The 23,803-nt window shown below is 57.7% G+C and carries 22 protein-coding genes and 1 tRNA gene; 5 read left to right on the plus strand and 18 right to left on the minus strand.

Annotated features, from left to right (window positions below):
* Window positions 1–96: 96 nt before the first annotated feature.
* From ACQ4WN_RS11925 to ACQ4WN_RS11935, 3 genes are all read right to left on the minus strand, one after another.
* The gene (locus tag ACQ4WN_RS11925; RefSeq protein ID WP_436551728.1) at window positions 97–1,284 is read right to left on the minus strand and encodes an FRG domain-containing protein; all 1,188 of its coding nucleotides are present in this window, start codon (window positions 1,282–1,284) and stop codon (window positions 97–99) included.
* 163 nt (window positions 1,285–1,447) lie between these two features.
* Window positions 1,448–2,317, minus strand: a complete 870-nt coding sequence (locus ACQ4WN_RS11930) for a hypothetical protein (RefSeq protein WP_436551729.1) — start codon at window positions 2,315–2,317, stop codon at window positions 1,448–1,450.
* A 115-nt stretch (window positions 2,318–2,432) separates the two neighbouring features.
* Entirely contained in the window at window positions 2,433–3,032 is a 600-nt protein-coding gene (locus ACQ4WN_RS11935; RefSeq protein ID WP_436551730.1) for a recombinase family protein, read from the minus strand.
* Between the two features lie 204 nt (window positions 3,033–3,236).
* Here ACQ4WN_RS11935 and ACQ4WN_RS11940 point away from each other — a divergent pair, with 204 nt between their 5' ends.
* Window positions 3,237–5,057 carry an AAA family ATPase gene (locus ACQ4WN_RS11940; protein ID WP_436551731.1) on the plus strand — a complete coding sequence of 607 codons (1,821 nt, stop codon included), beginning with the start codon at window positions 3,237–3,239 and terminating at the stop codon, window positions 5,055–5,057.
* A 73-nt stretch (window positions 5,058–5,130) separates the two neighbouring features.
* A complete protein-coding gene (locus ACQ4WN_RS11945) occupies window positions 5,131–6,585 on the plus strand; it encodes a hypothetical protein (protein ID WP_436551732.1) in 1,455 nt (484 codons plus the stop codon).
* A 37-nt stretch (window positions 6,586–6,622) separates the two neighbouring features.
* Here ACQ4WN_RS11945 and ACQ4WN_RS11950 read toward each other — a convergent pair whose 3' ends face one another.
* The 9 genes from ACQ4WN_RS11950 to ACQ4WN_RS11990 all read right to left on the minus strand — a co-directional run bounded on the left by ACQ4WN_RS11950 (window position 6,623) and on the right by ACQ4WN_RS11990 (window position 15,705).
* Complete coding sequence (locus ACQ4WN_RS11950; RefSeq protein WP_436551733.1) at window positions 6,623–7,165, minus strand: hypothetical protein; 543 nt, start codon at window positions 7,163–7,165, stop codon at window positions 6,623–6,625.
* A gap of 75 nt (window positions 7,166–7,240) precedes the next feature.
* A complete protein-coding gene (locus ACQ4WN_RS11955; protein WP_436551734.1) occupies window positions 7,241–7,600 on the minus strand; it encodes a hypothetical protein in 360 nt (119 codons plus the stop codon).
* 213 nt (window positions 7,601–7,813) lie between these two features.
* Window positions 7,814–9,730 carry an AAA family ATPase gene (locus tag ACQ4WN_RS11960; RefSeq protein WP_436551735.1) on the minus strand — a complete coding sequence of 639 codons (1,917 nt, stop codon included), beginning with the start codon at window positions 9,728–9,730 and terminating at the stop codon, window positions 7,814–7,816.
* Window positions 9,731–10,231: 501 nt separating this feature from the next.
* Complete coding sequence (locus ACQ4WN_RS11965) at window positions 10,232–10,519, minus strand: hypothetical protein (RefSeq protein WP_436551736.1); 288 nt, start codon at window positions 10,517–10,519, stop codon at window positions 10,232–10,234.
* A gap of 535 nt (window positions 10,520–11,054) precedes the next feature.
* A complete protein-coding gene (locus ACQ4WN_RS11970; protein WP_436551737.1) occupies window positions 11,055–11,261 on the minus strand; it encodes a helix-turn-helix transcriptional regulator in 207 nt (68 codons plus the stop codon).
* 108 nt (window positions 11,262–11,369) lie between these two features.
* Window positions 11,370–11,828, minus strand: a complete 459-nt coding sequence (locus ACQ4WN_RS11975; RefSeq protein WP_436551738.1) for a hypothetical protein — start codon at window positions 11,826–11,828, stop codon at window positions 11,370–11,372.
* Window positions 11,829–11,841: 13 nt separating this feature from the next.
* Window positions 11,842–13,059, minus strand: a complete 1,218-nt coding sequence (locus ACQ4WN_RS11980) for a tyrosine-type recombinase/integrase (protein ID WP_436551739.1) — start codon at window positions 13,057–13,059, stop codon at window positions 11,842–11,844.
* A 171-nt stretch (window positions 13,060–13,230) separates the two neighbouring features.
* A tRNA-Leu gene (locus ACQ4WN_RS11985) sits at window positions 13,231–13,317 on the minus strand.
* 102 nt (window positions 13,318–13,419) lie between these two features.
* Entirely contained in the window at window positions 13,420–15,705 is a 2,286-nt protein-coding gene (locus ACQ4WN_RS11990; protein WP_436551763.1) for a TonB-dependent receptor, read from the minus strand.
* 498 nt (window positions 15,706–16,203) lie between these two features.
* Between ACQ4WN_RS11990 and ACQ4WN_RS11995 the strand changes: the two genes are divergently transcribed.
* The gene (locus ACQ4WN_RS11995; RefSeq protein WP_436551740.1) at window positions 16,204–17,601 is read left to right on the plus strand and encodes an HD-GYP domain-containing protein; all 1,398 of its coding nucleotides are present in this window, start codon (window positions 16,204–16,206) and stop codon (window positions 17,599–17,601) included.
* Between the two features lie 22 nt (window positions 17,602–17,623).
* Here the strand turns inward: ACQ4WN_RS11995 and ACQ4WN_RS12000 are convergent, their stop codons facing one another.
* From ACQ4WN_RS12000 to ACQ4WN_RS12010, 3 genes are all read right to left on the minus strand, one after another.
* Window positions 17,624–17,836: a hypothetical protein gene (locus ACQ4WN_RS12000; protein ID WP_436551741.1), complete on the minus strand. Its 213-nt coding sequence runs from the start codon at window positions 17,834–17,836 to the stop codon at window positions 17,624–17,626.
* A gap of 51 nt (window positions 17,837–17,887) precedes the next feature.
* Complete coding sequence (locus ACQ4WN_RS12005; protein WP_436551742.1) at window positions 17,888–18,391, minus strand: DUF2939 domain-containing protein; 504 nt, start codon at window positions 18,389–18,391, stop codon at window positions 17,888–17,890.
* A gap of 125 nt (window positions 18,392–18,516) precedes the next feature.
* Window positions 18,517–18,963 carry a DUF2939 domain-containing protein gene (locus ACQ4WN_RS12010; RefSeq protein WP_436551743.1) on the minus strand — a complete coding sequence of 149 codons (447 nt, stop codon included), beginning with the start codon at window positions 18,961–18,963 and terminating at the stop codon, window positions 18,517–18,519.
* Between the two features lie 112 nt (window positions 18,964–19,075).
* On the opposite strand from ACQ4WN_RS12010, the gene ACQ4WN_RS12015 reads away from it, so the two are divergent.
* Window positions 19,076–19,912: a hypothetical protein gene (locus tag ACQ4WN_RS12015; protein ID WP_436551744.1), complete on the plus strand. Its 837-nt coding sequence runs from the start codon at window positions 19,076–19,078 to the stop codon at window positions 19,910–19,912.
* A gap of 184 nt (window positions 19,913–20,096) precedes the next feature.
* Here the strand turns inward: ACQ4WN_RS12015 and ACQ4WN_RS12020 are convergent, their stop codons facing one another.
* Together ACQ4WN_RS12020 and ACQ4WN_RS12025 are read right to left on the minus strand one after the other, a co-directional pair.
* A complete protein-coding gene (locus ACQ4WN_RS12020; protein WP_436551745.1) occupies window positions 20,097–21,278 on the minus strand; it encodes a trans-sulfuration enzyme family protein in 1,182 nt (393 codons plus the stop codon).
* Window positions 21,275–22,672, minus strand: coding sequence for a pyridoxal-phosphate dependent enzyme (locus ACQ4WN_RS12025; protein ID WP_436551746.1), 1,398 nt, complete (start codon window positions 22,670–22,672; stop codon window positions 21,275–21,277). Before ACQ4WN_RS12025 ends, ACQ4WN_RS12020 begins: the two co-directional genes overlap by 4 nt.
* 306 nt (window positions 22,673–22,978) lie before the next feature.
* On the opposite strand from ACQ4WN_RS12025, the gene ACQ4WN_RS12030 reads away from it, so the two are divergent.
* Window positions 22,979–23,527 carry a thymidine kinase gene (locus tag ACQ4WN_RS12030; protein WP_436551747.1) on the plus strand — a complete coding sequence of 183 codons (549 nt, stop codon included), beginning with the start codon at window positions 22,979–22,981 and terminating at the stop codon, window positions 23,525–23,527.
* A gap of 2 nt (window positions 23,528–23,529) precedes the next feature.
* On the opposite strand, the gene ACQ4WN_RS12035 is transcribed toward ACQ4WN_RS12030, so the two are convergent.
* Window positions 23,530–23,802 (minus strand): putative signal transducing protein, encoded by a 273-nt coding sequence (locus tag ACQ4WN_RS12035; RefSeq protein WP_101481782.1) that lies wholly within the window; start codon window positions 23,800–23,802, stop codon window positions 23,530–23,532.
* Between the last annotated feature and the right edge of the window lies 1 nt (window position 23,803).

Raw genomic sequence — 23,803 nt, forward strand, 5'->3', positions numbered from 1 at the left:
AGTGCGATGCTCTATCGAGCAAATCGACAGCGGATTATTCAACCGTACTTTCATTAAAATTATGCTCGACTGACAGTGCAAAGCACATAGCCAAATCTAAACAATTTCGATTTTCTCGGGTACAAGGACGATGGGTGCGACTTGACCCGAGGAGTTCAGGCCAGCAGACATCTCCTGCCGAAATAACATCTCATGTTTGAACATCCTGCATACTCCGTCAAGACCTGGGAACATCGTCGCTGCAGTCAGCCCCATATAAAACAAGTCTTCGAGTGCTTCTGCGGCAAACCGAATTGGTACATCAACTGCTGTGATAACTTTCCTGCCAGTCGCCTTTTCAAAAGAACCAAAATGCCCTTCCAGATCAACGATATTAGTGACCAAAAACCTGCCCTGTTGTGCGAGCAGACGAGGATTTTTTCTCGGTGAAATATCCAAGTACGAAGCATGCGGAGATGGGTACGTTAACGAAACCGACGACCGAAACATAGACACTTCACGGCTGAGGCCATAAATTCTTACGTGCGTGTGGTCTTTCCGATTACTCAGATTTTCGAGCGCATCAGCGAATGCAAAAAAAGCGGCCACATACGGTGAGGCTGTCCAGTCTAACAAAGGCGTCGGTAGCCCGTGATGCTGTGCAAGTCCTAATACTACCGAAAAATCGTTAGAATCGGAGGCACGTAGACGGATATCTAAGATCGCCTCAACCTGCCCACGGAATCGGGGCACGGTCTCGTAGCAGAACCGCTCCATCCTTGCCCTCCCAGACCGGTGCAAAGTCGAAGTCAGCGAAAATTGGTTGCTGCCATGTCCGCGGAAATCTACGAACTCGCCGATTCGCCGTTGATCGCTGGCCCAAGCTTTGAACGCGGCCCAATCTTTTAACTTTACGCTTCGTAGCTTGCGTGGTTTCGAAGGGTTCACGAACTCAATTGACCGCATGATTCCAGTCATATCTGTCCAATGGCCCGTCAGCCCCTTCTTGGTGCGACGCAAATATGCCCTACATTTTTGGAGTTCAACAAAATTTTCTAAGTGCGCGGGCGCAATCAGTCCGCCACCAGTATCGGGGAAATAAAAAATATCCGGCCGCAGCTCGAAAGACGCGACTGTACTAGCGCTTATCTTAACTAAAACTCCACCTGACTCTATTCCTTGCCCATACCACTGGATCATTCCTTCGTTGGGACGATCTCGATCACGGCAAAACATCGCCTCGGCCATACCGCTGGACGTCTCCACCGAACCAATCATCTGTAAAGGAAAGCTAGCATCAATCATTGTTTTTAAGGCCTCTATCACTACATTCAATAAATTTGAGTCACCCACCCCAACTTAGCATAAGAACCCGAATGTGAGGCGGCTTACGCCCCATTTCAGACCTTCGCCCAATTCTTGGTTTTCCTAAAGATGAGCTTGGGCCACAAGGGCAGAGCGTTAGCGCTTAATATGGGAGGGCAGGCTTCAGCAGGCTCTGTTGATCAAATGCTTCCAGATCGCTGAGGAACGAACGCACACCGTCATTTCGCCTTGAAAAGCACTTGGCCAACGGCATATGCGAGCCATTTTTTTCAACTCGTTTCTTCATCTTTGCCACACGCTCTTCCCAGGCACCGTCAAGAAGAACGTAGTCGCAACAGTTAATCGGCATGGCGGCGTGCAGCATATCGACGATATCGTTCTCTTTAATTGGGAGGCCCGGATTCAGGTAATACTCGCGCATTAGCTCGCCTATGATCACATGCGTTCGGGGGCGAGTGTCATCAGGTTTGACCATTTTGGCTTTGGAAATGTAGGAAGGGTCGGCCCTGGCATCCTTGATCCCACCTGCGATTTGCTGAACCAGTCCTTTCATCATTTGCCCGATAACCTCCCGGTTTTCATAAGACATTCTTATGAAACCTTGCATCGTGACACCAAGCGGAGGATTTTGCGGCCGTTCGGAAAGCAGCTTCAACTGCGGCAGATCTGCAGATGGCCAGAAACGAGTCGAGTTGTCTGCCTCTAAATGCTCCCGATCAAGAACCTTGTCAAACGCAAAATCCGTCAAATATATGTTGGGAAGTAAGCGTTCGATGAATGCCTCCGCATCATCGACATGTTGAGGATCACTCGGTCCAGCAAATTCACCGAGTGAAATCATGGAAAGAAGTAACGTGCCTCCTTTACCCAGCAAAGCAGCCACTAGACGATCTTGCAGGGCTATATCATCACTGAACAGCCGAATAGCCCAATGATCAAGATATACCGTCGGGGAATCGAAGGATTGCCTAACTCGGGTTCCGGATGGCGCTTGAAAAAACTCGACAGGCATTTTCCAGTATTCCTATCAATTGTGGATCAACCAAACCCGTCTCTCGCAACCGGCAGCTCATGGCCGTTTGCTGACGGTCAGCGCATGTTACCGCCATGCGCCCCAGAAGGATAGCCTATCGAGGCGGGGCAGTATCCGTATCAACTTCTCGACTCGGCTTCACAATGGTAAGCACAGTCGCGCGTGAGACGCCGTAGATCTTCGCCAGGGCGCTCACGCTCTGCTTACTCGCGTAGCCTTGCGTCATCTCTTTGCGCTGCTCTGGCGTTGTTTTGGCTGGTCTCCCGAGGGTCTTGCCTTCCGCCTTGGCGCGGGCCAATCCGGCCTGCGTCCGCTCGACAATAAGGTCACGCTCCATCTCGGCCACGGCCGCCAACATTGCCAACATCAGCTTGCCCGCCGGCGAGGTGAGATCGAGTTTGCCGAGCTGAAGTACAACGACCTCGACGCCGAGCGCGGCCAGGGATTTAATGGTCGCCAACACATCCGGCGCATCACGGCCGAGGCGGTCCAGCTTGGACACCACCACCGAGTCCTTCCTTCTCAACTTTGCCAACATGTCGCCGAACTGCTTCCGCTGTGCTGCATGTGCCTTGCCGCTAACGGTGTCCGCATACCAGTACTCAACAGCGTAGCCAGCGTGCTCAATCTCAAGCCGTTGATTGTCGGCTGTCTGCTCCGCCGTGGAGACCCGTCCGTACCCGAAAACCGCCATGATCCGCTCCGATGAAGTGTTGGAAAACGGAATCAATATAAATCAACATGTTGAAATATGTAAAGGCTTATTTTCCAACATCAAGAAAATGAGGTGTCGATGCCTGTTGGAAAACGGTCGTTTTTCAACGGAATGATATTTTGGCATTTTGCCAACATATGACGTAAACTGCTTTACATTATTCTCCTTGCCATTGGAAACTAAATGATATTGACCGCCCTAAAAGCACAAAACTACAAGTCGTATTTTGAGGTTCAAGACATAGCAATAGAGTCAGGATTTAATTTGTTTATAGGAGGAAATAATTCAGGAAAGACGTCAATGCTAGAAGCTGTCGACTTCGACGCCAGCAAGCATGTCCCCCATTTGTCCCGAATTAACGCCCCTACTTATGGAATTCCCGCGAGCGGCTATTCTGAACTTTTTGTTGAAGTGAGGAGCACAATTCAAGAAATTGCAGATCAACAGAACGGCCAAATTTTTCTTCCGGTAGCAGAAAACTATCAGCAGTTTTTGTCTTCGGGTAATGCGGCGCCAGTTTTGACAGCCAATCCTTATGTCACCATGACTTTTGGACATGGCAGCGGCCATTACTCGTTGGTCGCTGAAAGTGCCTTGGGGCGATCCGCTTATGCGTCAACGCGAGGTGGTAATAATTTATACGCGTACGATGGGGTACTTGATCGTTCGAGCGGAGATTTGCTGGGCAGCTCCTTTGCAAATTACGGCGGCGGATATCCCGCGCCTTTGCATGAAATCGTGGAACGGTTTCGACCTCTCTTCTACCGATTTTCTGCTCACCGCCGTATATCAGGTCAATGTCACGCAACTTCACATCCTGTGAAGTTGGAATCTGACGCGGCCAATTTACCGTACTGCCTTAACAATTTCCAGTCTACAGATCCTTACGGGTACAGCACACTTTGCAAGCTCATCAACAGGGTATTTCCATCTGTTGCCTGGGTTCAAGGCGCACCTAAGCCAAATAATTTATTCGAGGCTTTCTGTCTCCCTATGGCGCCTGAATCCCGTAGGGACGATTTAGCCGTTCCTCTGAGCTTAATGGGATCCGGGATTGGGAATGTTATAGCGATATTATATGTTGTGATTACATCACGCTTCCCGCAAGTAATAGCAATTGATGAGCCAAATTCCTTCCTTCATCCCAAGGCGCTTCGAGAGCTGCTACAAATTCTCGCCGTGGAGGGCGCGCAACATCAATATATTCTGACGGCGCATTCGGCTGACGTGATGACTGCAATCAAACCGACTTTGGTAACAATGTTTTCCGCAATGGAGGGCCGTACCACTGTTCGCCAGGTGGGCACCTCGGACATCGCGGATCTCCGAGCCGACCTTTCAGATTTAGGAATAAGGATGACGGACCTTCATGGACGCGATAGGGTGCTGTGGGTTGAAGGTCAAACGGAAGAGCTAGTAATCCCAGAGCTATTGCGCTATTTTTGCCCTACTGCCGCTGCGGGAACTGCCGTACTACGGGTTGAGCACACAGGTACTTTTGAAAAGAAAAAGGGAATTAGTGCCTCGGAGGTCGCCGCTATATATAAACGCTTGAGCCAGTCCTCCGCTTTGGTCCCACCAATGGTGGGAATCCTACTAGATCGTGAGGGCAAGCTCGCAGCAGACTGTGCGAAAGTGGAAAGAGAATCCACAGGTACATTGCGCTTTTTAGATCGAACAATGCTTGAGGATTACGTCTTGGACGCTGACGCCATTGCAAGCATACTTTCTGAGTTAGGGGAAAACTGTACCTCCCAAGAAGTGGCAGACATTCTTGCGGAGTCCGGCAGCGAAGAGACTGCCGCGACGAAGCTGGAAAACATTTTTAATTCCATCTCCGAAGCCAGGCACACTTTTCGGAAAACGCGTGATACACCAAGTATCGTGACTTGGCTACTGACAAACAAGCCTAGCTACCTGCAACCGCTAGGGACATTACTCGCGAGTATAGTTGAGGCGCAAGCAACAAGCTCAACTGCTGTAGGCCTAGCACCAAACGTTTAAGTCAGTGTCTTACTGTTCATTCCCCCATCGCCAGCGGCGTAAGCTACTTACTTGGATTTTCTGAGAGCTGAAATTGAAGAACCCTGCCCATTCCAACGTGCACGATTTTTGGCTGACCACATGCGCATACGACACCCATCACTCAGGCTCTAGTTCTGCATTACTTCACACCCCATGGAACTACTTCACTCCTGACGGAGTACTTGTTTGTACGCTGTGGTGCGACCACATTGCGACGGTTTTCGATGATACGGAACAGCGTCGATTCATAACCCTTGGTGGGGAAATGGGCGCGTGGAAAGGGCTTGGCAAAAAACACGGACGTGAAGCCGAGGCGAATTTCACGTCGGCAATTGCTAACAGACGTCGCCGCATTGTCGGGTTTGAAGCCGAACCGCACGACACCGGTGATCAGCGTCGGGTCCGTCATTTCTATATGGACAGGGCGTGCGAGCTTGAACCGCTATTCGGCATCACCGGTGACGACTTGATTGCACGACTCGATTTGAAGACGGCGCTGGAGAACATCAACCCTGAATTGAAAACCGCTGTAAGGCCAGGGATCGTGTTTGAATTGCGGCCCTTGCGCGTACCACTGGCCGCTTCCGACACATCAGGCTTGCCCGAGGCACCTGAAGCGCAAGAAAACGAAAGCAATGATGACGAGTCAGAGATGGCGCCCGCAGTCACTGTGCAATTTGCCCGGGTGGCCCTGCCTGCGCTGGTGGAACATGTGCGTTGCCAGCACGACGACGTGCTGCCTACATTGACCTATAGTGATCTGGCTGAAATGATCGGCTGGTTCGACAAGAATGATAAGCCCCATGCTCGCGGCATCGGGAAGGTGCTCCACCACGTAATGAATCTGATTGATTCGGTTGGCTCTGCGTGGAAAGAGCAACTGCCGTTTCTTACGACCGTGGTCGTCGCTGCTGCCGGGGAGAATCACGGCTTGCCTGAATCTGGGATTGAGTCACGTTGGCCGCGCTATCAAAGTCTCAGCCGCGCCGAAAAGCAGGCCCGGGTCTTCGCCGAATATACGCGAATACTGGATTTCGGTGCTCGCTGGGAGCAGGTGCTTAGCGAGCTTGGACTGACCTCAGGCGAACCATGCACTGGTAGTAGAGGGGGGGGCGAATCGGACGCGCACCGGGCACTCAAGGAGTACGTACTGAACCACCCCGTCGAATTTGGTGCCCAATCATGCCAGTTCGCTCAGGCTGAATACGCTCTTCGATCCGGCGACAGTATCGATGTATTCTTCCGCTCGCCGCAGCTCTGGATCGGGGTCGAGGTCAAATCAATCGTGTCGGATCGCTTGATTGAGGACTACGAACGCGGAATATATCAAGTGATTAAGTACCGCGCCGTGCTCCAAGCCCAAGCTGGCGTGGACCATCCGCACCGACCGCCAACTATACGAGTGCTATTGGCTCTGGAAGGTCGGTTGCCCGCTACATATCGGGCCCTCGCGCAGCGTCTCGGCGTGGAGGTACGCGAAGAAGTTGGGGCACGCATCGTTGCATAGTGTGACTCGCGGTGGCCAGGCCTGTGATTTGGCGTATTCAAATGTGCTGCTTATCTAACCACGCTCGCATAACCCCGTAGTGCGCACCGCTGAGGCCCGCGAGCTGTTGCACCAGGCGCTGGTGCCGACGAAGCCATTTGTACGGCTGCCGTTCTGGCACCGCGTCGCCTGGCTGGCCTCCCATGCGGTCGAGCAGCTTGAAGCGGGCTAGGCGCGCGCGGTCGGTCGCCGACGCTGCCAAGGTGCTACGGTAGCGCAGCCCATGGCAGTGCCGGCAGGCCAGCTCGCCGCCGCGCAGGTACAAGGTCTGGAAATTCCCCTCATGTGCGCGAGGGCACTTCATGAGGGGCCTGGACCGGCCATTCAGACACTGAACCGCCACGATCTCAGCCGCAACCGTGACGCCGCCGAAACTCAACGCCATGCGCTGTGCGTCCAGCAGCACCAAGCCCGTGCCACCTTGCCACGAGATGATCAACAAACACTGGCCTGCCTTCTTCGACGCCGCCAGCAGCTTCGCCAGGTTCAAGCCCAATGTGTCTTCGATGACCGGCACCCGTTCGAGCTTCAACTTCTTCATTCTGCGTACCTAAATAAAAGGCGAACCGACGTTTTCACGGTCGATTCGCTGAGGGGGAAATTGCTATCTACCTAGCTAAGCCATTAGCGGGACGAACGTCACGCTTACCCCACCAACCGAAAAGGCGATGGGCTTGTCGAGAGGCCCGCATGCCTGTTCCAATGCCGCCAACAAGTCACGCTTGCGTTCTGGATCGATGGCATCAACAGCCGGAGCGGTCATGTGGCCAATTGCGAATTGGAGGGTTTGAGTGAGGTCGAAGTCATCGAAGTGACTCGCCTTGCCAAAAACAGCGTGCGTAAAGTTGCTGTTTACCCGCAGCACATCGAGGCCGTACAGATCGCCGAAATCGGACACCAGTGCAATGGCGCGGTCGCGCCTAATGGATTTGAAGTCGGCCTTACGGGGCCAGTGGTTGGTAATTTTAGAGGTCATAAAGATCCTTGAAAATGAGGGCTAGGCCCAATGTGTTATTACATCGCACCACCAGCAATTCGACCCACCGATGGCGCATAAAAAAATGAAATCCCGGTTCCCGGTTCTTCCCGGTTTTGCAAAATACGGGACTTTCCGGGAGGCCCATACCCTTCCCGGTTTTTCCCGCTCCCCCTATAAGGGGGAGGGGGAACCGGGAGCGGGCGGCGATGGTTAGGTGGGCTTCGCCCAGAGGAAGAGAGAATCAGCACAAATCAGTGATTTTTTAATCAGCGCCTCGATGGCCTCCTTTGCGCGCTGGTTCCTATGCTTCTGATCCGTCTCAATGACAGCCCCTACGGCCTTCACAGCGTCGTGCAGATAGATACGTGCATCCGCATCGCCACAAGCCTCAAAACCCGCATGCAGGGCGTCTAATGCGGCCTGCTGGTTGCTCGACAACGGCTTGCTTTCACGCAGGGCGAACGGCACGCCGACTGGCACCACCACGCACGACGTGATCTCGTCGCCTTCATCATCAATGCCCAGCACTACAACTTCCGCCCGGAATGGGTACACTGAGCCAGTCGCATCGTCCTTCGACTTCGCCACAACCCATGCAGGGCCACTGTTCGTCTTGCTGACCCCGATTGCGCCATCCATTGCGGCGAACAAACTGGAGTGGCCACGCATTCCCTTATCCTGATCCTTACCAGTGTGGTGAATAAGAAGGACCAGTCCACCAACCAGCTCCTGAAGTTGTTTTGCGGCCGAGAGGATAATGCCCATGTCTTTGGACGAGTTCTCGTCGGCACCGGGCGCCGCACGGTTGAGAGTGTCGAGGATGACCACGCCGTTTCCGCCGCCCACGTGCTTGATTGCCTTCGCAAGATTGAACACGTCCTCCCCGCCGGTAAGGTGTACGGGCTGGGTGACAAAGCGCAGGCGATCAGGCAGATCCTTTTCGTGAAACTGGCCCCAAGCCTTGGCCCGCTTGCCCATGCCTGCCTCGCCTTCCAGCACGCAGTAAGTGACGGGGCAGTTGGTTACACGTTTACCGAACCATTCCGTTCCACCGCCCGCGATGTGCGCAGCGAGATCCAACGTAAGAAAGGACTTGTAGCTGCCACTAGGGCCGTACAGCGCGGCCAGCCCGGATTTCGGCAGCAGTCCACGAACGGTCCATTCCAATGGGGCGCTGCTGGAAAGCTCAGCGGCAGTCCACATCTTGTAGTGCATAGGTGGTGATTGACTCTGAGTCAGCAGATCGAGGAGCGCCTCGCCGCCGCGCTCTTTGGCGAAGTCGTTGACGTCGTAATTACGCGGAGCCTCCGGCGGCATTTTGACCCACTGACAGTCCAACATATCGGCAATGGCCTCCGCTACCTCCTCCTGGCCTCGGTCAGGAACAAGAACGATCTTGGCGCCCGAATACTGGAGCACCAACGCCTGTGCCACGGTTTTCATGCGGCCAGCGCCGAAGGTGCATACTGCCGGCGATTCAGTGGCCTGTTGGCACGCCCAAGCCTGCCCGATGCCCTCGACGACGTAAATCGTACTGCCGTCCGCAATTGCGCCAACTGCGTGATAGCCATCGTTGAAGGTGCCGCCCGCCATATTCAATTTTGGACCATCGGCCGGGATGAATTGCAGCGTTTGCAGCAACGAACCGGAAAAGCATGGCACTACCAAGCAGCCGGTTACGCTTTGACCTTGGATGGCCAGGTGTGGGGCGCCGACGGGATAAATGCGTAAGCCATCGGCAGCTCCAGCTTTTTTCACAATGTAAGCATGTGAAACGGATGCCGGCTCACACAGGTCCCATACCTCTTGGGCTTTGGCGTTGAACGTCGGCGCCCTCTGTATAACCTCACTTGGCACTGCCGGCGACAACATGGGTGCCAAACGCCGCTCACCGTCCGATTGTGGGCGCCACCCGGCGTTGCGCGCAGCGTGGAACAGCGTAGCGTTAGTGATGTCGCCGTGTTCTGAAATTCCGTTCCAGTCCGTGCGGCAACGCCGCTCACTTTCATAGCCCTCGCCAGAACGGCTCCAGTTGTGGAAGTCGTCAAACGATACGCCTGTACGCTTCGCCGCCATCGCCAACGTGATCCACTCGTGCCGGGATGCCGGAGGCACCAGGCTATACATCGCGTCCGTGGCGTCCTGTGGGGTGCTCGGAAGGGTCGGCCCTCGAAGGGGCTGCTTCCAACTGATAGATTGGAGATCGCCCATTTTGCTTAACCCATCTCCAAAAAGGTGAGAGTGGAACCACTTTTGGTGGCCAAAATACCATTCATTTAATACTCCATGTAATTTATCGTTGGTGCTTCATCCCCGCTGCATCGCAGCTACCGGACGAAGAGAATCGGGTTACGTACCTAGACCTCCACCGGCGCAGACAGCCCGGTGGGGCAGATGCGGCGGTCGAGCTAATTAACAGCCGTAGACATCTTCATCAGACAGTTCGATGAACGGCAGATACGCAACCAGAATAGATTTAGGGAAAACATCCTCTTTGGTCTGGCCGCCAATAAAGAGCTTTACGGATTCACCTAAGAGGCCGCCCAAGACGAAAGCCTTGAGAAGCGCGGCGTGCGTCTTCTGTGCTTCACTTCCGGCGGGCAGGTGGAACCAGCCTTTGGGCCTCCCCTAGATTTCCGTGAACTCAACCTCAAGGTACCAATCGTCGCCAGAAGTCCAACAAGCACACTCAGTTCCCACGTAGGCGCCTTGATCGGGTTGGTAGCCCAGTGAAGGATGGCTATTTGCAAACCTGAAGCTCACGTTCTGGGCTACCTTGCTATCCGCAGGTCCTTCTTCGGCGGGCGGACCCAGCGTCTCAAGGAGCGCCGAAGCGGTACTTTGAGGCGAGGAAAATTCCTGTTCGGAAGCGAACATATTGTCCAAGAATTTCTGTTTTGCAGACAAATTCGTCATGATGCTGGTCCTATAGTTGCCGAAACTTCGGCGTAAGTTGGCCCCTGGCAGCGAGGCCATATTTCAAAAATTTTGCGGGCGTACCCGCTTTGGAAATGGAGTTAGTGCGTTGAGTCGGGTGGGATCATGCTCAGGATCATGACCTTGCTGACGCGCGAGCGCGGCTGGCCGTCATGCTGAAACGGTTGCCCCGTGTGGACCTGGATGCGCGCCCCAGTCAACTCTGCGGGAGTGTGAAATTTGATGCGCCGGTTGCTGCAAAGATCCCAGAGGCCCGTGACAGGGACTTCAAATACCCCCCATGGTTTTGAAGCCACGTATGGGAAAGTGACGGCCAAAGACAGCGTGTTGCCGTAGAGCGATGCGTGGGTGACGACGGCCGTAGAAATACCCTCGTCGGGCTGGTGGCCGTAGGCGCGATGCATCCTTGAGTTAGTCGAATGGGATGCCGGAGAACACTGTTGACTGTTGCCCAATGCGCGAGTCAAGGGAGGCCAGATTCCAGCGAGAAGTTGAACGATACCGTTTCGCGCGCTCATGCAGCCCCCGCGTTCTCTTGGGCTTCGATGAATGCGTCAACGTCTTCGCTGCGCCAAGCAGTAACGCTGCTTCCGAGCTTAAACGGCTTTGGAAATTTTCCGGTGCGCACCCAGCGCCAGATAGTGGCGGGGCTAACCGGCAGGATGCCTGCCTTGGTTGGGGTCGTTGCAATGTCCGCAACGCGGATGATACGAGATGCCATTTTGATTCCTATTGTGACCCGCAGTGCAGCGGTATGACAGTCATCATAGGCATCTCTGAACTGAAAAAAAACGTCAGGATGTGGCACATTCTGACGTTGACATCGAGTCTATTTTTTTGCGGCCCATGCTTTGGCCGTTGCGGCGCCAACCTCTTCTGCCTTCGCCGCGCGCTCCTTGCTTGCCTCAACTTTTTGCTGGTCGACTTTGATAGTTCGCTCAACTACGCTTTTGCTCATGTTATGTTTTTTCATCAGCATGTCGATTGCCTCCGTCCGGCTCATCCCCTTTTCCAAGACTGAACGGTACTCTTCGCGCACAGAAAATTTGCGCATGTTGATGGGGAATTGGAAACTGCCGTTTTCAGCAAAACGCTCTAAATAGGCCGCCACGTAGTTCAGCATTTGATACCTGCTAATCCAAGTTTGTTCCTCAAATTGATCGTCAGGGTTGGCGCAATAGTTGCCGTCTGGACTACCGTTTACAATGCGACAGAGTTCCGCCAAATCGCGGGCATCGTCACGTAACAGTTTATGTGCAGAGCGACCAATTTTGACTCCAGTTGCCATTGTCTTCCTTTAGTTAAATGTTGGATATTGGCTCGGAGATAGTCGCCCCAGAACGCAGGGAGTCGAGGTAGTCTGCCCAGCGCTGCATCATCAAGCGACGTGCCGGCAAGTGGGCGGTGCGGTTATAGGCACGGCCGTTCGGGTCTTTTACTGCATGTGCCAACTGATGTTCGATCAGGTCGGGGCGCTCCCCAAGAACCTCATCAAGGATAGTCCGAGCCATTGCCCGGAAGCCATGCGCAGTCATCACCTCCTTGGCGTAGCCCATGCTGCGCAACGCCGCGTTGATGGTGTTCTCGCTCATGCAGCGCTCTCCGGTGCGGATGCTGGGGAAGACATATTTTCCATGGCCGGTCAGTGGCTGCATGCCGCGTAAAATCTCAACCACCTGCGTAGCCAAGGGGACGATGTGGTCGTTTTTCATCTTCATCTTTTGGCCCGGAATGCGCCACTCAGCAGCGTCAAGGTCGAGTTCCGCCCATTCCATGGCGCGTACCTCGCCGGGACGTTGGAATACCAGCGGGGAGATGCACAGGGCCGCGACTGAGTAGGGGTGGCCACTGTAGCCATGGATCGAGCGCATAAGGTCGCCCACCTGCTTTGGCTCGGTAATCGCCGCATAGTTAGTCGTCACGGCAGTTGCCAGCGCCCCCCTCAAATCGGCAGTGACGTCCCGCTCGGCCAAGCCGCTGGCCACGGCGTAGCGGAACACTTGGCCGCAAACCTGTTTGACGCGATGGGCAGACTCGACGGCACCACGCGTTTCCATCTTTTGGACGGTGATGAGGACATCGCGGGGTTTGATGATGGAGATCGGCATTGTGCCAATGTGGGGGAAGACGTCTTTTTCCAGCCAGCCTGTTACCTTGATTTGGGTGGTGGCGGCGCGCTCGGCGGCGGTCTTCAGCAACCATTGGCGCGCGATCAGCTCGAACGTCTGGCTGGCTGCGATGGTCAGGGCGTCGCGCTCATCCCGTTTGGCCAGCGAGGGGTCGATACCGTCGGCCAGCTTTTCGCGCATGTCGGCGCGGCGCAGTCTGGCCTTTGCCAGCGATGTGGCAGGGTAGACACCCAGCGCCATGGTCTTGCGTTTGCCAAGGTAGCGGTAGTCCATCCGCCAGTACTTGCCGGACGCCAGAACCAGCAGATACATGCCTTCGCCATCAGTGTGCTTGTCCCCGGTGGGCTTTACGAGTTTCACTTGCTTAACGAACGTGTCGGTCAATGCCATTGTCATCCTGACGGTATACATAATTGCGTTGTTCACATATACCGTCATAAATACCGGTATATCCGTGCGATGGGATGATGTTGCTTGCGACAGCACAAGACAACAAAAAACCCGCAAAGCTTTTAGGCATGCGGGTTTTGATCTTGCTTGATACGGTATAACTCATGTTCGTGGTGCCCGGAGCCGGAATCGAACCGGCACGCCCTTACAGGCGGGAGATTTTAAGTCTCCAGTGTCTACCAGTTTCACCATCCGGGCAGCGCGGCAAGATTCTAGCACAGGTGATGCTCATTACGCCATCTTGTGCCCGAGCCACGCGGTCCGTTTTGCAGCGGCCCGCATGGTTTTATCTACCCGCCGTTAAAACGTCGCCTTGAACTGCACTCCATACGTGCGCGGTTCGTTAATGATGCCCGTCAGGTTGTCGAAGTCGATGGCGCCCAGTGACTGGATCTGGTTGGTGATGTTGCGGCCATACGCCGAGAGTTCGTATTTGTCCCATTTGTAGCCGACGCGCAAGCCGCCTTCGAGCAATTCCTTGGCCTTGTATTCCTTCGCTTCATACAGGAAGAAGTTGTAGCTGGTGCGATAGGCCCAGTCCGTGTAGGCGTAAAACTCGCCGTTGGCGACGGGAATGCTGTATTTCAAGGTGAAGTTGGTTTGCCATTCCGGTGCGCGCGGCAGCGGGTTGCCGTCGATATAGGCTGTGCCCTTGAATGGGCCGACGGGGTCGGTGACGGTGCAGCCGCTGGCCGGGTTGTTCAGTGCGTTGCCGCAGCTTTGCACGAACAGCTTCTTGTCCTGGATCTCCGTATGGTTGTAGCTGCCGCCCAGGGTCATGCTGAGCGAATCGCTGAGGTTAGCCTGGAAATCGAGTTCCACGCCCCGGCCCGTGGCCTTGTCGGCGTTGATCAGCTGGTTCATGTTGACGGCGCCGCTGCCGGCTGTCAGTTGCTTGTCCTTGACCCGGTACTGGAACACGGCCAGGCTCAGGCGCGCGCGCTTGTCGAACAGGTCTTGCTTGATGCCCGCCTCGACGGACAGCGCTTTCTCGGCGCCCGCAAACGATGGGCGGTCGGCCAGGCCGTTCAGGCGGCCCTGCATCGATGGCGCGCGGTAGCCGGTGGCGATGCGCGCGTAGGCGTTGGTTTCCGGCGTCAGCACATAGGTGCCGCTGAGGTCCCAGCTGACGTTGTGCGAGGTGTCATTCAGGTTGAACGGCCCGGCCGTGGTCGCTTCCACGCGCTTGGCCGAGAAATCTTTTTTGTCGCTCGTGTAGCGCAGGCCGGCGCGCAGTTTCAGGGCGTCCGAGACCGTGTAGTTGAGCGAGCCGAAGGCCGCGTACGACTTCGAGCTCTGGTTTTGCGTGGCATAGGCACTGTTTTGCGGATTGCCGGGCGCCAGACTGTCAAAACTGATGCTGTCGATCCGGATATCTTCCTTGAAGTAGAACAGGCCGCCTATCCATTGCAGCGGGCCGCGGGCAGACGACTCGGCGCGGAATTCCTGCGAAATCTGCTTGTGGTTGGGGATCACGTCGGCCGTTTCCACGACGAAGGGGATGAAGCCGGGCCCCATCGGCGGCGCGTACACGGCGCCATAGCCGCCGTCGACGTCGGCGCGGCTGAAGAAATCGAGTTTTTCGTAGCCTGTGATGGAATGCAAGGTAACGCCAGGCAAGTCCCATTTCAGGCGCATGCTGCCACCCTTGGTTTTCAGGTGCTGGCGGTTGATGCCATCGGTAGGGTAGGAGCCATAATCGAAATTGTCGACCAGATCGTTCGTGCCCTGTTTCAGGATATTGGCGCGGAACAAGGTGGCCGTGCCATCGAGGTTGCGCGCGTGCACGTTGAACAGGGCGGTGAAGTCGCGCGTGGGCTTGACCAGCACTTGCAGGCGGGCGGCGCTGTCTTCATAGCCTTCGAAGTCGCGCGTGCCGGTGGGGCGCGGGTTGTGCACGCGGTCGTCGCGGCGCTGCGTCTGGCCGGAAAATCGCAGGGCCACGGTGTCGCTGACGGGCACGTTGAAGGCGCCTTCCAGGTTCTTCATGCCATCCTTGCCGAAGCCGCCGCTCAGGTAGCCTTCCGTCTTGAAGACGGGCTTGGCCGAATCGAACTTGATCACGCCGGCCGGCGAGTTGCGGCCGAACAAGGTGCCTTGCGGGCCGCGCAGCACCTCGACCTGGTCCACGTCAAACACGGGGAAACCCTTGAGCATGGCGTTTTCCTGCACCACGTCATCCATCACCAGGCCCACGGGCTGCGAGGCATTCAAGTCGAAGTCGGTGTTGCCCAGGCCGCGAATGTAGAAGCGGGGAAAGGTGCGGCCGTAATCCGACTCGACCGAGACGCTGGGCGAGCGGCTGTTGAGGAAGCGGATGTCGGCGCCACCGGCCGTCAGGGTGTCGAGCTTGTCGCCTTTCAGGGTGGCGATGGACATGGGCACATCCTTGATGTTTTCCGCGCGCCGCTGCGCCGTCACGATCACCGTTTCCAGCTGGCCAGGGCCGGCCTGTGCAACTGGCGCAGCTGGCGCGTCGGCGGCTGGTGCCGGGATGCCATCCTGCGCCATCGCTTGCAGGGGAAAGGCGGCAGCGATTGCCAGGGCAATCAGGGTGTGGCGTATTGTGCTGGCATGCGGGGTCATCATGAAACGGCTCCTGTCGGTGAAGGTTATTCGTAAGGTACTGGCTGGCGCTAGTCCGCTAGACGAAAAGTCATGCTAGCACGGAAAGTTTTGGTATTCATACCATTTTCCAGGCGAGGCTATTCATATCCGTATCGACTAAATACATGAATAAAATCGTATTTGTCGTCAATATCGGGTGGGTGCATAGTGAGGTGCCACGAGGCTTTTGCCAGCGCAGACGGCCACTTGGCCACCGAAGGTCTTCCCTGCGACAGCGCAAACATGCCGACGCCATGACGTGCCGGCGGCCAGTGCGCAGTGCGGAAAATACGACAGTTTCCCCTCTTTCTTTCTGCCCTGCGATGTTGTTGTATTACCACATCATGGGATGGCATCTTGCCCGCCAGCTGCTGCAGCGCGGCGCATGCAGGCGCAATGACGTTGCCACAAGGCATCTACAGGCAAGATTTCGCGTAGAATGTAATTTATTGCAAATTAGAAACTTATATTTCTACCATGATAATTTTATCCGCAAGTGCGCCGGTCGTTGACGGCATCCGGCTCTCCGAACTGATCGCCGCCCTGAGCCAGGCCCTGGACATCACAGAGGGACAGCCGGAAGGTCATTGCATCCGTTGTTGCTGGATCGGCATGCACGTGGGACGCGAACTGGGCATGGCGGATGAAGACTTGTGGAATCTGTACTACACCCTGCTGCTCAAGGACCTGGGCTGCAGCAGCAATGCCGCGCGCATCTGCGAGCTCTACCTGACGGATGATCTGTCTTTCAAGCAAGGCTTCAAGACTGTGGGCGACAGCCTGCCGCAAGTGCTGAAATTCGTCCTCAAGCACACGGGCCTGAAGGCCGGCCTGGCCGAGCGCTTCCGCGCCGTGATGACGATCTTGCGCGACGGCCCGCACATCGCGCAGGAGCTGATCGCCACGCGCTGCCAGCGCGGCGCCGACATCGCGCGCCTGCTGCGCTTTCCGGAAGCCGTGGCACAGGGCATTTACAGCCTCGACGAGCACTACAACGGCCAGGGTAAGCCGGACAAACTGGCAGGCCAGGAGATTCCCCTGTTTTCGCGCATTGCCTTGCTGGCGCAGGTGATCGACGTGTTTCATACGGCCGATGGCGCGCGCGCCGCCCAGGCCGAGGTGCGCCAGCGCGCGGGCAACTGGTTTGACCCGCAACTGGTGCAGGCGTTCGAGCGGGTGGCGCAGTCGGGCGCCTTCTGGTCCATGTTGCGCTCGCAGGACCTGACGGCCGCCGTGGCGGCGCTGGAACCGGCGAACCGTTCCGTGCCGGTGGATGAGGACTATCTCGACGACATCGCTGCCGCGTTCGGCCAGGTGGTCGATTCGAAAAGTCCGTACACGAGCGGCCACAGCGCCCGGGTAGCCTTGTATACGGACATGATCGCCGAAGCCTTGGGTGTGACGCCGGAGCGGCGTCGCTGGCTCAAGCGGGGTGCCTTGCTGCATGACGTCGGGAAACTTGGCGTCAGCAATAGCGTGCTGGACAAGGCTGGCAAACTCGACGCGGATGAGTGGCTGGCCGTGCAGCAGCACGCACACTATACGGAAACCATTCTGTCACGCATTGATGCGTTTGCCGAACTGGCTGTCGTGGCAGCTGCGCACCATGAACGGCTCGATGGCAAGGGCTATCCGCGTGGCTTGACGGCCGATGACATCAGCCTGGAAACGCGCATTATCACCACGGCCGATATTTTCGACGCCATCACGGCCGACCGGCCTTATCGGGGACCAATCCCTATCCCGAAAGCGCTCGAGATCATGGCCGAGACGGTGGGCACGGCCATCGACGCGCAGTGTTTTGCCGCCTTGAAAGCGGCGCTGGCGTGCTTGCCCGACCTCGCGCAACCTGAAGGTGTGCGCCTGGCGGCGTGAGTCAGTGCTGGCGCGTGCTTGCTTAGATGGGAAACGCGCCCGCACCCGACACGTTCATGCAGGCGACCTTGTCGCTGGCAAAATACTTGATCTGTCCCAGGCCGATGGCGTAGCAACCGTCGGCCAGCGCGGTGATGGGGCCCGTCAGCTTTTCACCGCTGATCAGGGTGACGACCCAGGGCGTGGTGGCTGGTTTGGCCGCATGGGCCAGTGCGTGGTGTACCAGGTCAGTCATGCTGCCTCCAAATGAATATGCGTGGACAGATGATAGCAGTGCGCGGCCGTTTTACGCGTCGGCCAGCAGATTCTTGGGCAGCGCCACCGACACCAGTTTCCAGCGCCACAGGCCGTCTCGGGTCAGGGTCAGCTCGCCGATATGGCTCTTGCTATGGGCACGCTGCACCACGACGCTGTCCCATGACGTGTAGCGCAGCTTGTAGTCGGGCTTGCTATTGCGCTTGCGGCCGCTGATGTCGCTGACCTTGGCGATCGGCTTTTCGTAGCGTTCATTGAGTTTCATCAAGGCGACGATGCCTTCAGGCATCAGCATGGTATCGAGCAAGGGGGGGATGACGTCGGGGCTGATATCGTCGGCCACTTCCGACGCCGAGAACAGAGTGTGCAGTTGCTGCCCCAGGCTGCCGCGCAGCTGCTCCAGGTCGATCTGCGCAGCCAGCGCCCGTGTATCTTCGTCCATGGTGGCCGTGAGGATCTTGTTCATGGTGAAATATGGGCTGCCATACAGGGCACCGGCCAGCGCGACCAGTGCCACTACAGCGAGAAGCATCATTCTTTTCATCGTGCAATCTCTCGGATACCTGGCGACCCGGTGCGCCTGAAGTGTTGGCATTCTACATAATATTTCCCAAAATCAATATAGCAGCTTAAGTAAGTGTTGTTTTGGATCAAGTTTCTTCAGAGTAATTCTGGCGGCAAGGTGATGTCCGTCAGTTTCCAGTCCCAGATGCCATGCCGACGCAGCAAAAATTGGCTGGCGGCGGGGCCGGCGCCGCTGCGCTGCAACACCACTTCGTTCCACGAGCGGTACGCCATGCCGAAGTCGTGGCGCTTGCCGTTCGGCCCTTGTTTGCCATGCAGGATCAGCACCGTGATGCCGGGCGGCGAGACGATGGTGTCGAGCATTTCCTTGAAATCGTCTTCGCTGGCCGTTTCGCCGGCCGCCCGCAACTGGCGCGCCACGCTGGCGCGCACGGCGGGCATGTCGGCCTGCTGCGCCAGGTTTTCAAGGCGCACGGATTTCGCCGCGATGCTGATGCGGTACATGGCGATGTAGGGGCTGACCCAGGTGAAGCCGATGGCGGCGACGGTAAAAATGATCGCGGTGGCGTACTTTCTTTTCATGGTCCGTGTTTTTGGTTGAGCTGTGCCGCCGTGATTTTACCCGGCCAGGGGCGGTGGATGGTGTAGCATTCGTGCCGGCGCGGACCATCGCGCCGCAATATTGAGGACAACCATGAATATCACTATCAATCAGGTGCTGCAGTCGTATATCGACCCGCTCACCGCCAGCGAATACGCGGCGCTCGAGCGCAGCCTGCTGGCCGAAGGCTGCCGCGACGCGCTGGTGCTGTGGAACGACGTGCTGATCGACGGGCATAACCGCTACGACATCTGCCGCCAGCACGGCATCGAATTCAAGACCATTCAGAACACCAGTTTTACGTCGCTCGACGACGTCATGCTGTGGATGATCGATAATCACCTGGCGCGCCGCAGCGTGTCGGACTTCCAGCGCGGCGTGCTGGCCCTGCGCAAGAAGGAAATCGTCGCCGCGCGCAGCCCGGCTCCCGTTAGCGCCCAAGATGCGCCGGACGGCGAAAACGCGCCAAAACCGGCCATGAGCACGCGCGAAGAGGTGGCCAAGGCGGCGCGATTGAGCAGCAATCAGATCAGCCAGATCGAGAAGATCCAGAAGGCGGCCTCGCCGGAACTGGTGGAAGCGGTCCGCTCGGGCACGATTTCCATCAATGCGGCAGCCACCGTGGCGTCCCTGCCGCCGGAAGAGCAGGTGGCAGCCGTCGCCGGTGGTAAAAAACTGTTGCGCCAGGCGGCCAAGGAAATCCGCGAACAGCGCGCCGCCACGCGCACGCCGCGCGAGCCGAAGGTGCATGTATCTCAGGACACGCCGGAGACGGGCAACGAGCCGTGGGCCGAGAACGCGTCCAGTGCGCCGTCCGAAGCGGAGCGCTTGCGCGGCGAGATCGCCAGCCTGAAACAGCGGGTGGCGCAGCTGCAGGCGGAAAATGTGGAACTCAACCAGCGTATCGCAACGCTGATCGACGCATCCTGATTACTGGCGTAGTTAATGCCGGCTCGCCGCGCCTTACGTGTCGGGCAACCGGGGTGCGCTGGCTGCACTTCCAGGACCAGGCAACCCTGCGCGCGGTGAGTTCAAGGATGTGCTGTTTTATCCTGAGCAGCTGGAGCAGCACCTGGAGCGCCGCTACCATCCTGGACAATAGCAGCTGGGCCGATCAAATGGCGTCCAGCGCCGTGCGCAAGTCATGGCGCAGGTCTTCGATGTCTTCGATGCCCACGGACAGCCGGATCAAGCCATCGCCGATGCCCAGTCTTGCCCGCTGTTCGGCGGGAATGCTGGCATGCGTCATCAGGGCAGGATGCTCGATCAGGCTTTCCACGCCGCCCAGGCTTTCGGCCAGGGCGAACACTTCGCAACGCTCCAGAAAACGCCGCGCGCCGGCCAAATCCGTATCGAGTTCGATCGAGATGATGCCGCCGAAACCCTCCATCTGGCGCTGCGCCAGCGCGTGCTGCGGGTGCGAGGCCAGGCCCGGATAAAACACGTGTTTGACTTCTTTCTGCTGCTCCAGCCACTGCGCCAGCGCCAGGGCGCTTTCGCAATGGCGCTGCATGCGGATGGCCAGGGTTTTTACGCCGCGCAAGGCGAGGAAGCTGTCGAACGGCCCGGCAATCGCGCCCACCGAATTTTGCAGAAAACCCAGCTGCTCGCGCCATTCCGCCTGGCGTTCTTCTGCGCCCACGATGGCGATGCCGCCGATGATGTCCGAGTGGCCGTTCAGATACTTGGTGGTCGAGTGCACGACGATATCGAAGCCGTGTTCCAGCGGGCGCTGCACCAGCGGGCTGGCGAAGGTGTTGTCGGCCACGGCGATGATGCCCCGTGCGCGGCAGATGTCGGCAATCGCCCGCAAGTCGGCCAGTTTCAGCATCGGGTTGGTGGGCGTTTCCACCCACACCATCTTCGTTTCCGGGCGCAGCGCGGCCAGCAGGTTTTCCGGATTCGTCAGGTCGACATAGGTAAATTGGTGGCCGGCCGAGCGCCGGCGCACGCGCTCGAACAAGCGGTAGGTGCCACCGTACATATCGTCACCGGCGACGATATGGCTGCCCGCATCCAGCAATTCCAGCACGGAGGAGATGGCGGCCAGGCCCGAGGCAAAAGCGAAGGCTGCGCTGCCGCCTTCCAGGTCGGCTACGCAGCGCTCAAGCGCCCAGCGCGTGGGATTGTGCGAGCGGCCGTAATCGAGGCCCTTGTGCACGCCGGGGCTGTCCTGCACGAAGGTGGAGGTGGCGTAAATGGGCGGCATGATGGCACCCGTCGACGGGTCGGGCGACTGGCCGGCGTGGATGACGCGCGTGGCGAGGTGGCTCTTGCGGAGAGTTTCTTTGCTCAAGATAGTGTCCTGCGTAAGTGGTTGAGAAGGTCGAAGCGGGTGATCAGGCCATAAAAGGCGGTATCGTCGGCGACGACGGCCGTCAAGCCCCGGTCCAGGGTGGCGCGCAGGGCGGGCAAGCCGCTTGACGGCGCCAGCGTTTCGAGCTGCGTCGTCATGGTGGCGCCCACCAGCGAGGCGAAATGGGCGGCGTCGCCGGCGACGTGCAGCAGCAAGTCAGATTCGTCGAGGATGCCGACCAGCTGGCCGCTATCGATGACGGGCAGCTGCGCCAGGTCGCTGGCGCGCATGCGGTTGAAGGCGGTGAGCAGGGTGTCGCCCGGCGCCACGCTGACGACGTCGCCCTCGTCGTAGCGGCGCCCGATCAGGTCGCGCAAGTCGCCCGACGCGGCCCGCTGCAACAAGCCCTGGTCGCGCATCCAGCCATCGTTGTAGACTTTTGACAGGTAGCGCGTACCCGTGTCGCAGACGAAGGTGACGACGCGCTTGGGGCTCGTCTGTTCGCGGCAGTACTTGAGGGCGGCGGCCAGCAGGGTGCCGGTCGACGAGCCACCTAAAATGCCTTCGGCGCGCAAGAGGGCACGCGCGCTATCGAAGCTTTCCTGGTCCGTGATGGTGTAGGCCTTCATGACGCTGTCCATGTCGGCGATGGACGGAATGAAATCCTCGCCTATGCCTTCGACGGCCCACGAGCCGCTCGTAGCGCTCACTTTGCCCGTATCGATGTATTCGGTGAGGATGGAGCCTTGCGGGTCGGCCAGCACGAATGCCAGTTTCGGCTGCGCTTTGCGGAAATAGCGCGTCAGCCCTGTCAGGGTGCCGGACGAGCCAACGCCGACGACGATGGCGTCCACGTCATGCCCGCTTTGCTCCCAGATTTCGGGGGCCGTCGTCGTTTCGTGGGCCAGTGGATTGGCGGGATTGTTGAACTGGTCGGCGAAGAAGGCGCCCGGCAGGTCGCGCGCCAGGCGCGCCGCGTAATCCTGGTAGTACTCTGGATGACCCTTGCCCACGTCCGAGCGCGTGGTGTGCACTTCCGCGCCCAGGGCTTTCAAGTGCAGCACTTTTTCCGTCGACATCTTGTCGGGCACGACCAGAATCACGCGGTAGCCCTTGATGCGTCCCACCAGGGCCAGGCCGATGCCCGTGTTACCGGCGGTGGCCTCGATGATGGTACCGCCCGGCTGCAAGCGGCCGTCGGCTTCGGCCGCTTCGATGATGGACAGGCCGATGCGGTCCTTGATGGAACCGCCGGGATTTTGCGATTCCAGTTTCAGGAACAGCTGGCACAGGCCCGTATCGAGCCTGGTCACTTCGACCAGTGGGGTATTGCCGATCAGCGTGTATAGCGCTGGCGGCTGGGATGGGGATGGGGATGGCATTCGATCATTCATGGTGGCTCCTGTCAGAGAAACAGCCGCTCCGGATTGTGTCCCGAGCCGCCTTCCGTGCCGCGCAGTGTAGGCGGCGGGACGAGTGTGGCGAACGAATGTTTCCATGCTTGCATATGCGCGCTGCGCATATCGGCTGTAGTGCGGCTACAGCGTGCGCGATGCGAGTATGCGCCGTTTTTAGCCCGCTTGCCGCGCCAAAGACACGCGCATTAAGCTGCCGCAAGCCCATCATTGCGATTTATAATCACGCCTCGAAAAGGTACTAAACAGTATCTTTGAAAAACCAGACGAACAGGGCAGGCGGCAGTGGCAAAACTTTATTTCCGGTATTCCGCGATGAACGCGGGCAAGTCGACGGCCTTGTTGCAAGTCGCGCACAACTATGAAGAGCAGGGCCAGCAGGTGCGCCTGTACACGGCAGCCATCGACAGCCGTTATGGCGTGGGCCGCGTCACTTCGCGCCTGGGCCCGCAGCGCCAGGTCGATATCTTCCATGCCGACACGAATTTCCTCAACGATATTCCTCGGGTGGCTTGTTTGCTGGTAGATGAAGCGCAATTTCTCAGCACGGCACAGGTGCAGCAGCTGCACCAGCTGGCGCAGGTGAAGGGCGTGCCCGTCATCTGTTATGGCTTGCGCACGGATTTCAAGGGCGAACCATTTCCCGGCTCGGCCTATCTGCTGGCGCTGGCCGACGATATCGAGGAATTGAAGAATATCTGTACTTGCGGCAAGAAGGCCACGATGAACATCCGCGTGGACGAGCAGGGCCGCCGCATCAAGGAAGGCGAGCAGATCAGTATTGGCGGCAACGAGAGTTACCGCCAGGCGTGCGGGCGCTGTTTCTACTCGTAGGCTTACTCGGCGACGGGCGCGCCCACGTCCGCATCATCTGACAAGGCCAGATCGCCCCGTTCGAAGGCGGCCAGTATTTCATTGGCGCGCGCCACATCGTGTTCACGCACCATCACGCGGGCGCCGCCGATGGCGGCCGCCAGCAGCATGTCGGCCTGCATATGCTGGTCGTCCGTCAGCAGCACGTCGATGCCGGCCGCTGCCAGGCAGCCGCGGATGACGTGCGCATCCGTGGGTATCATCAATCGGGCTATCAAAACGTAGTCGTCGTGCATC

This window comes from Janthinobacterium pasteuri, assembly GCF_051380775.1.
Lineage (GTDB): Bacteria > Pseudomonadota > Gammaproteobacteria > Burkholderiales > Burkholderiaceae_D > Janthinobacterium.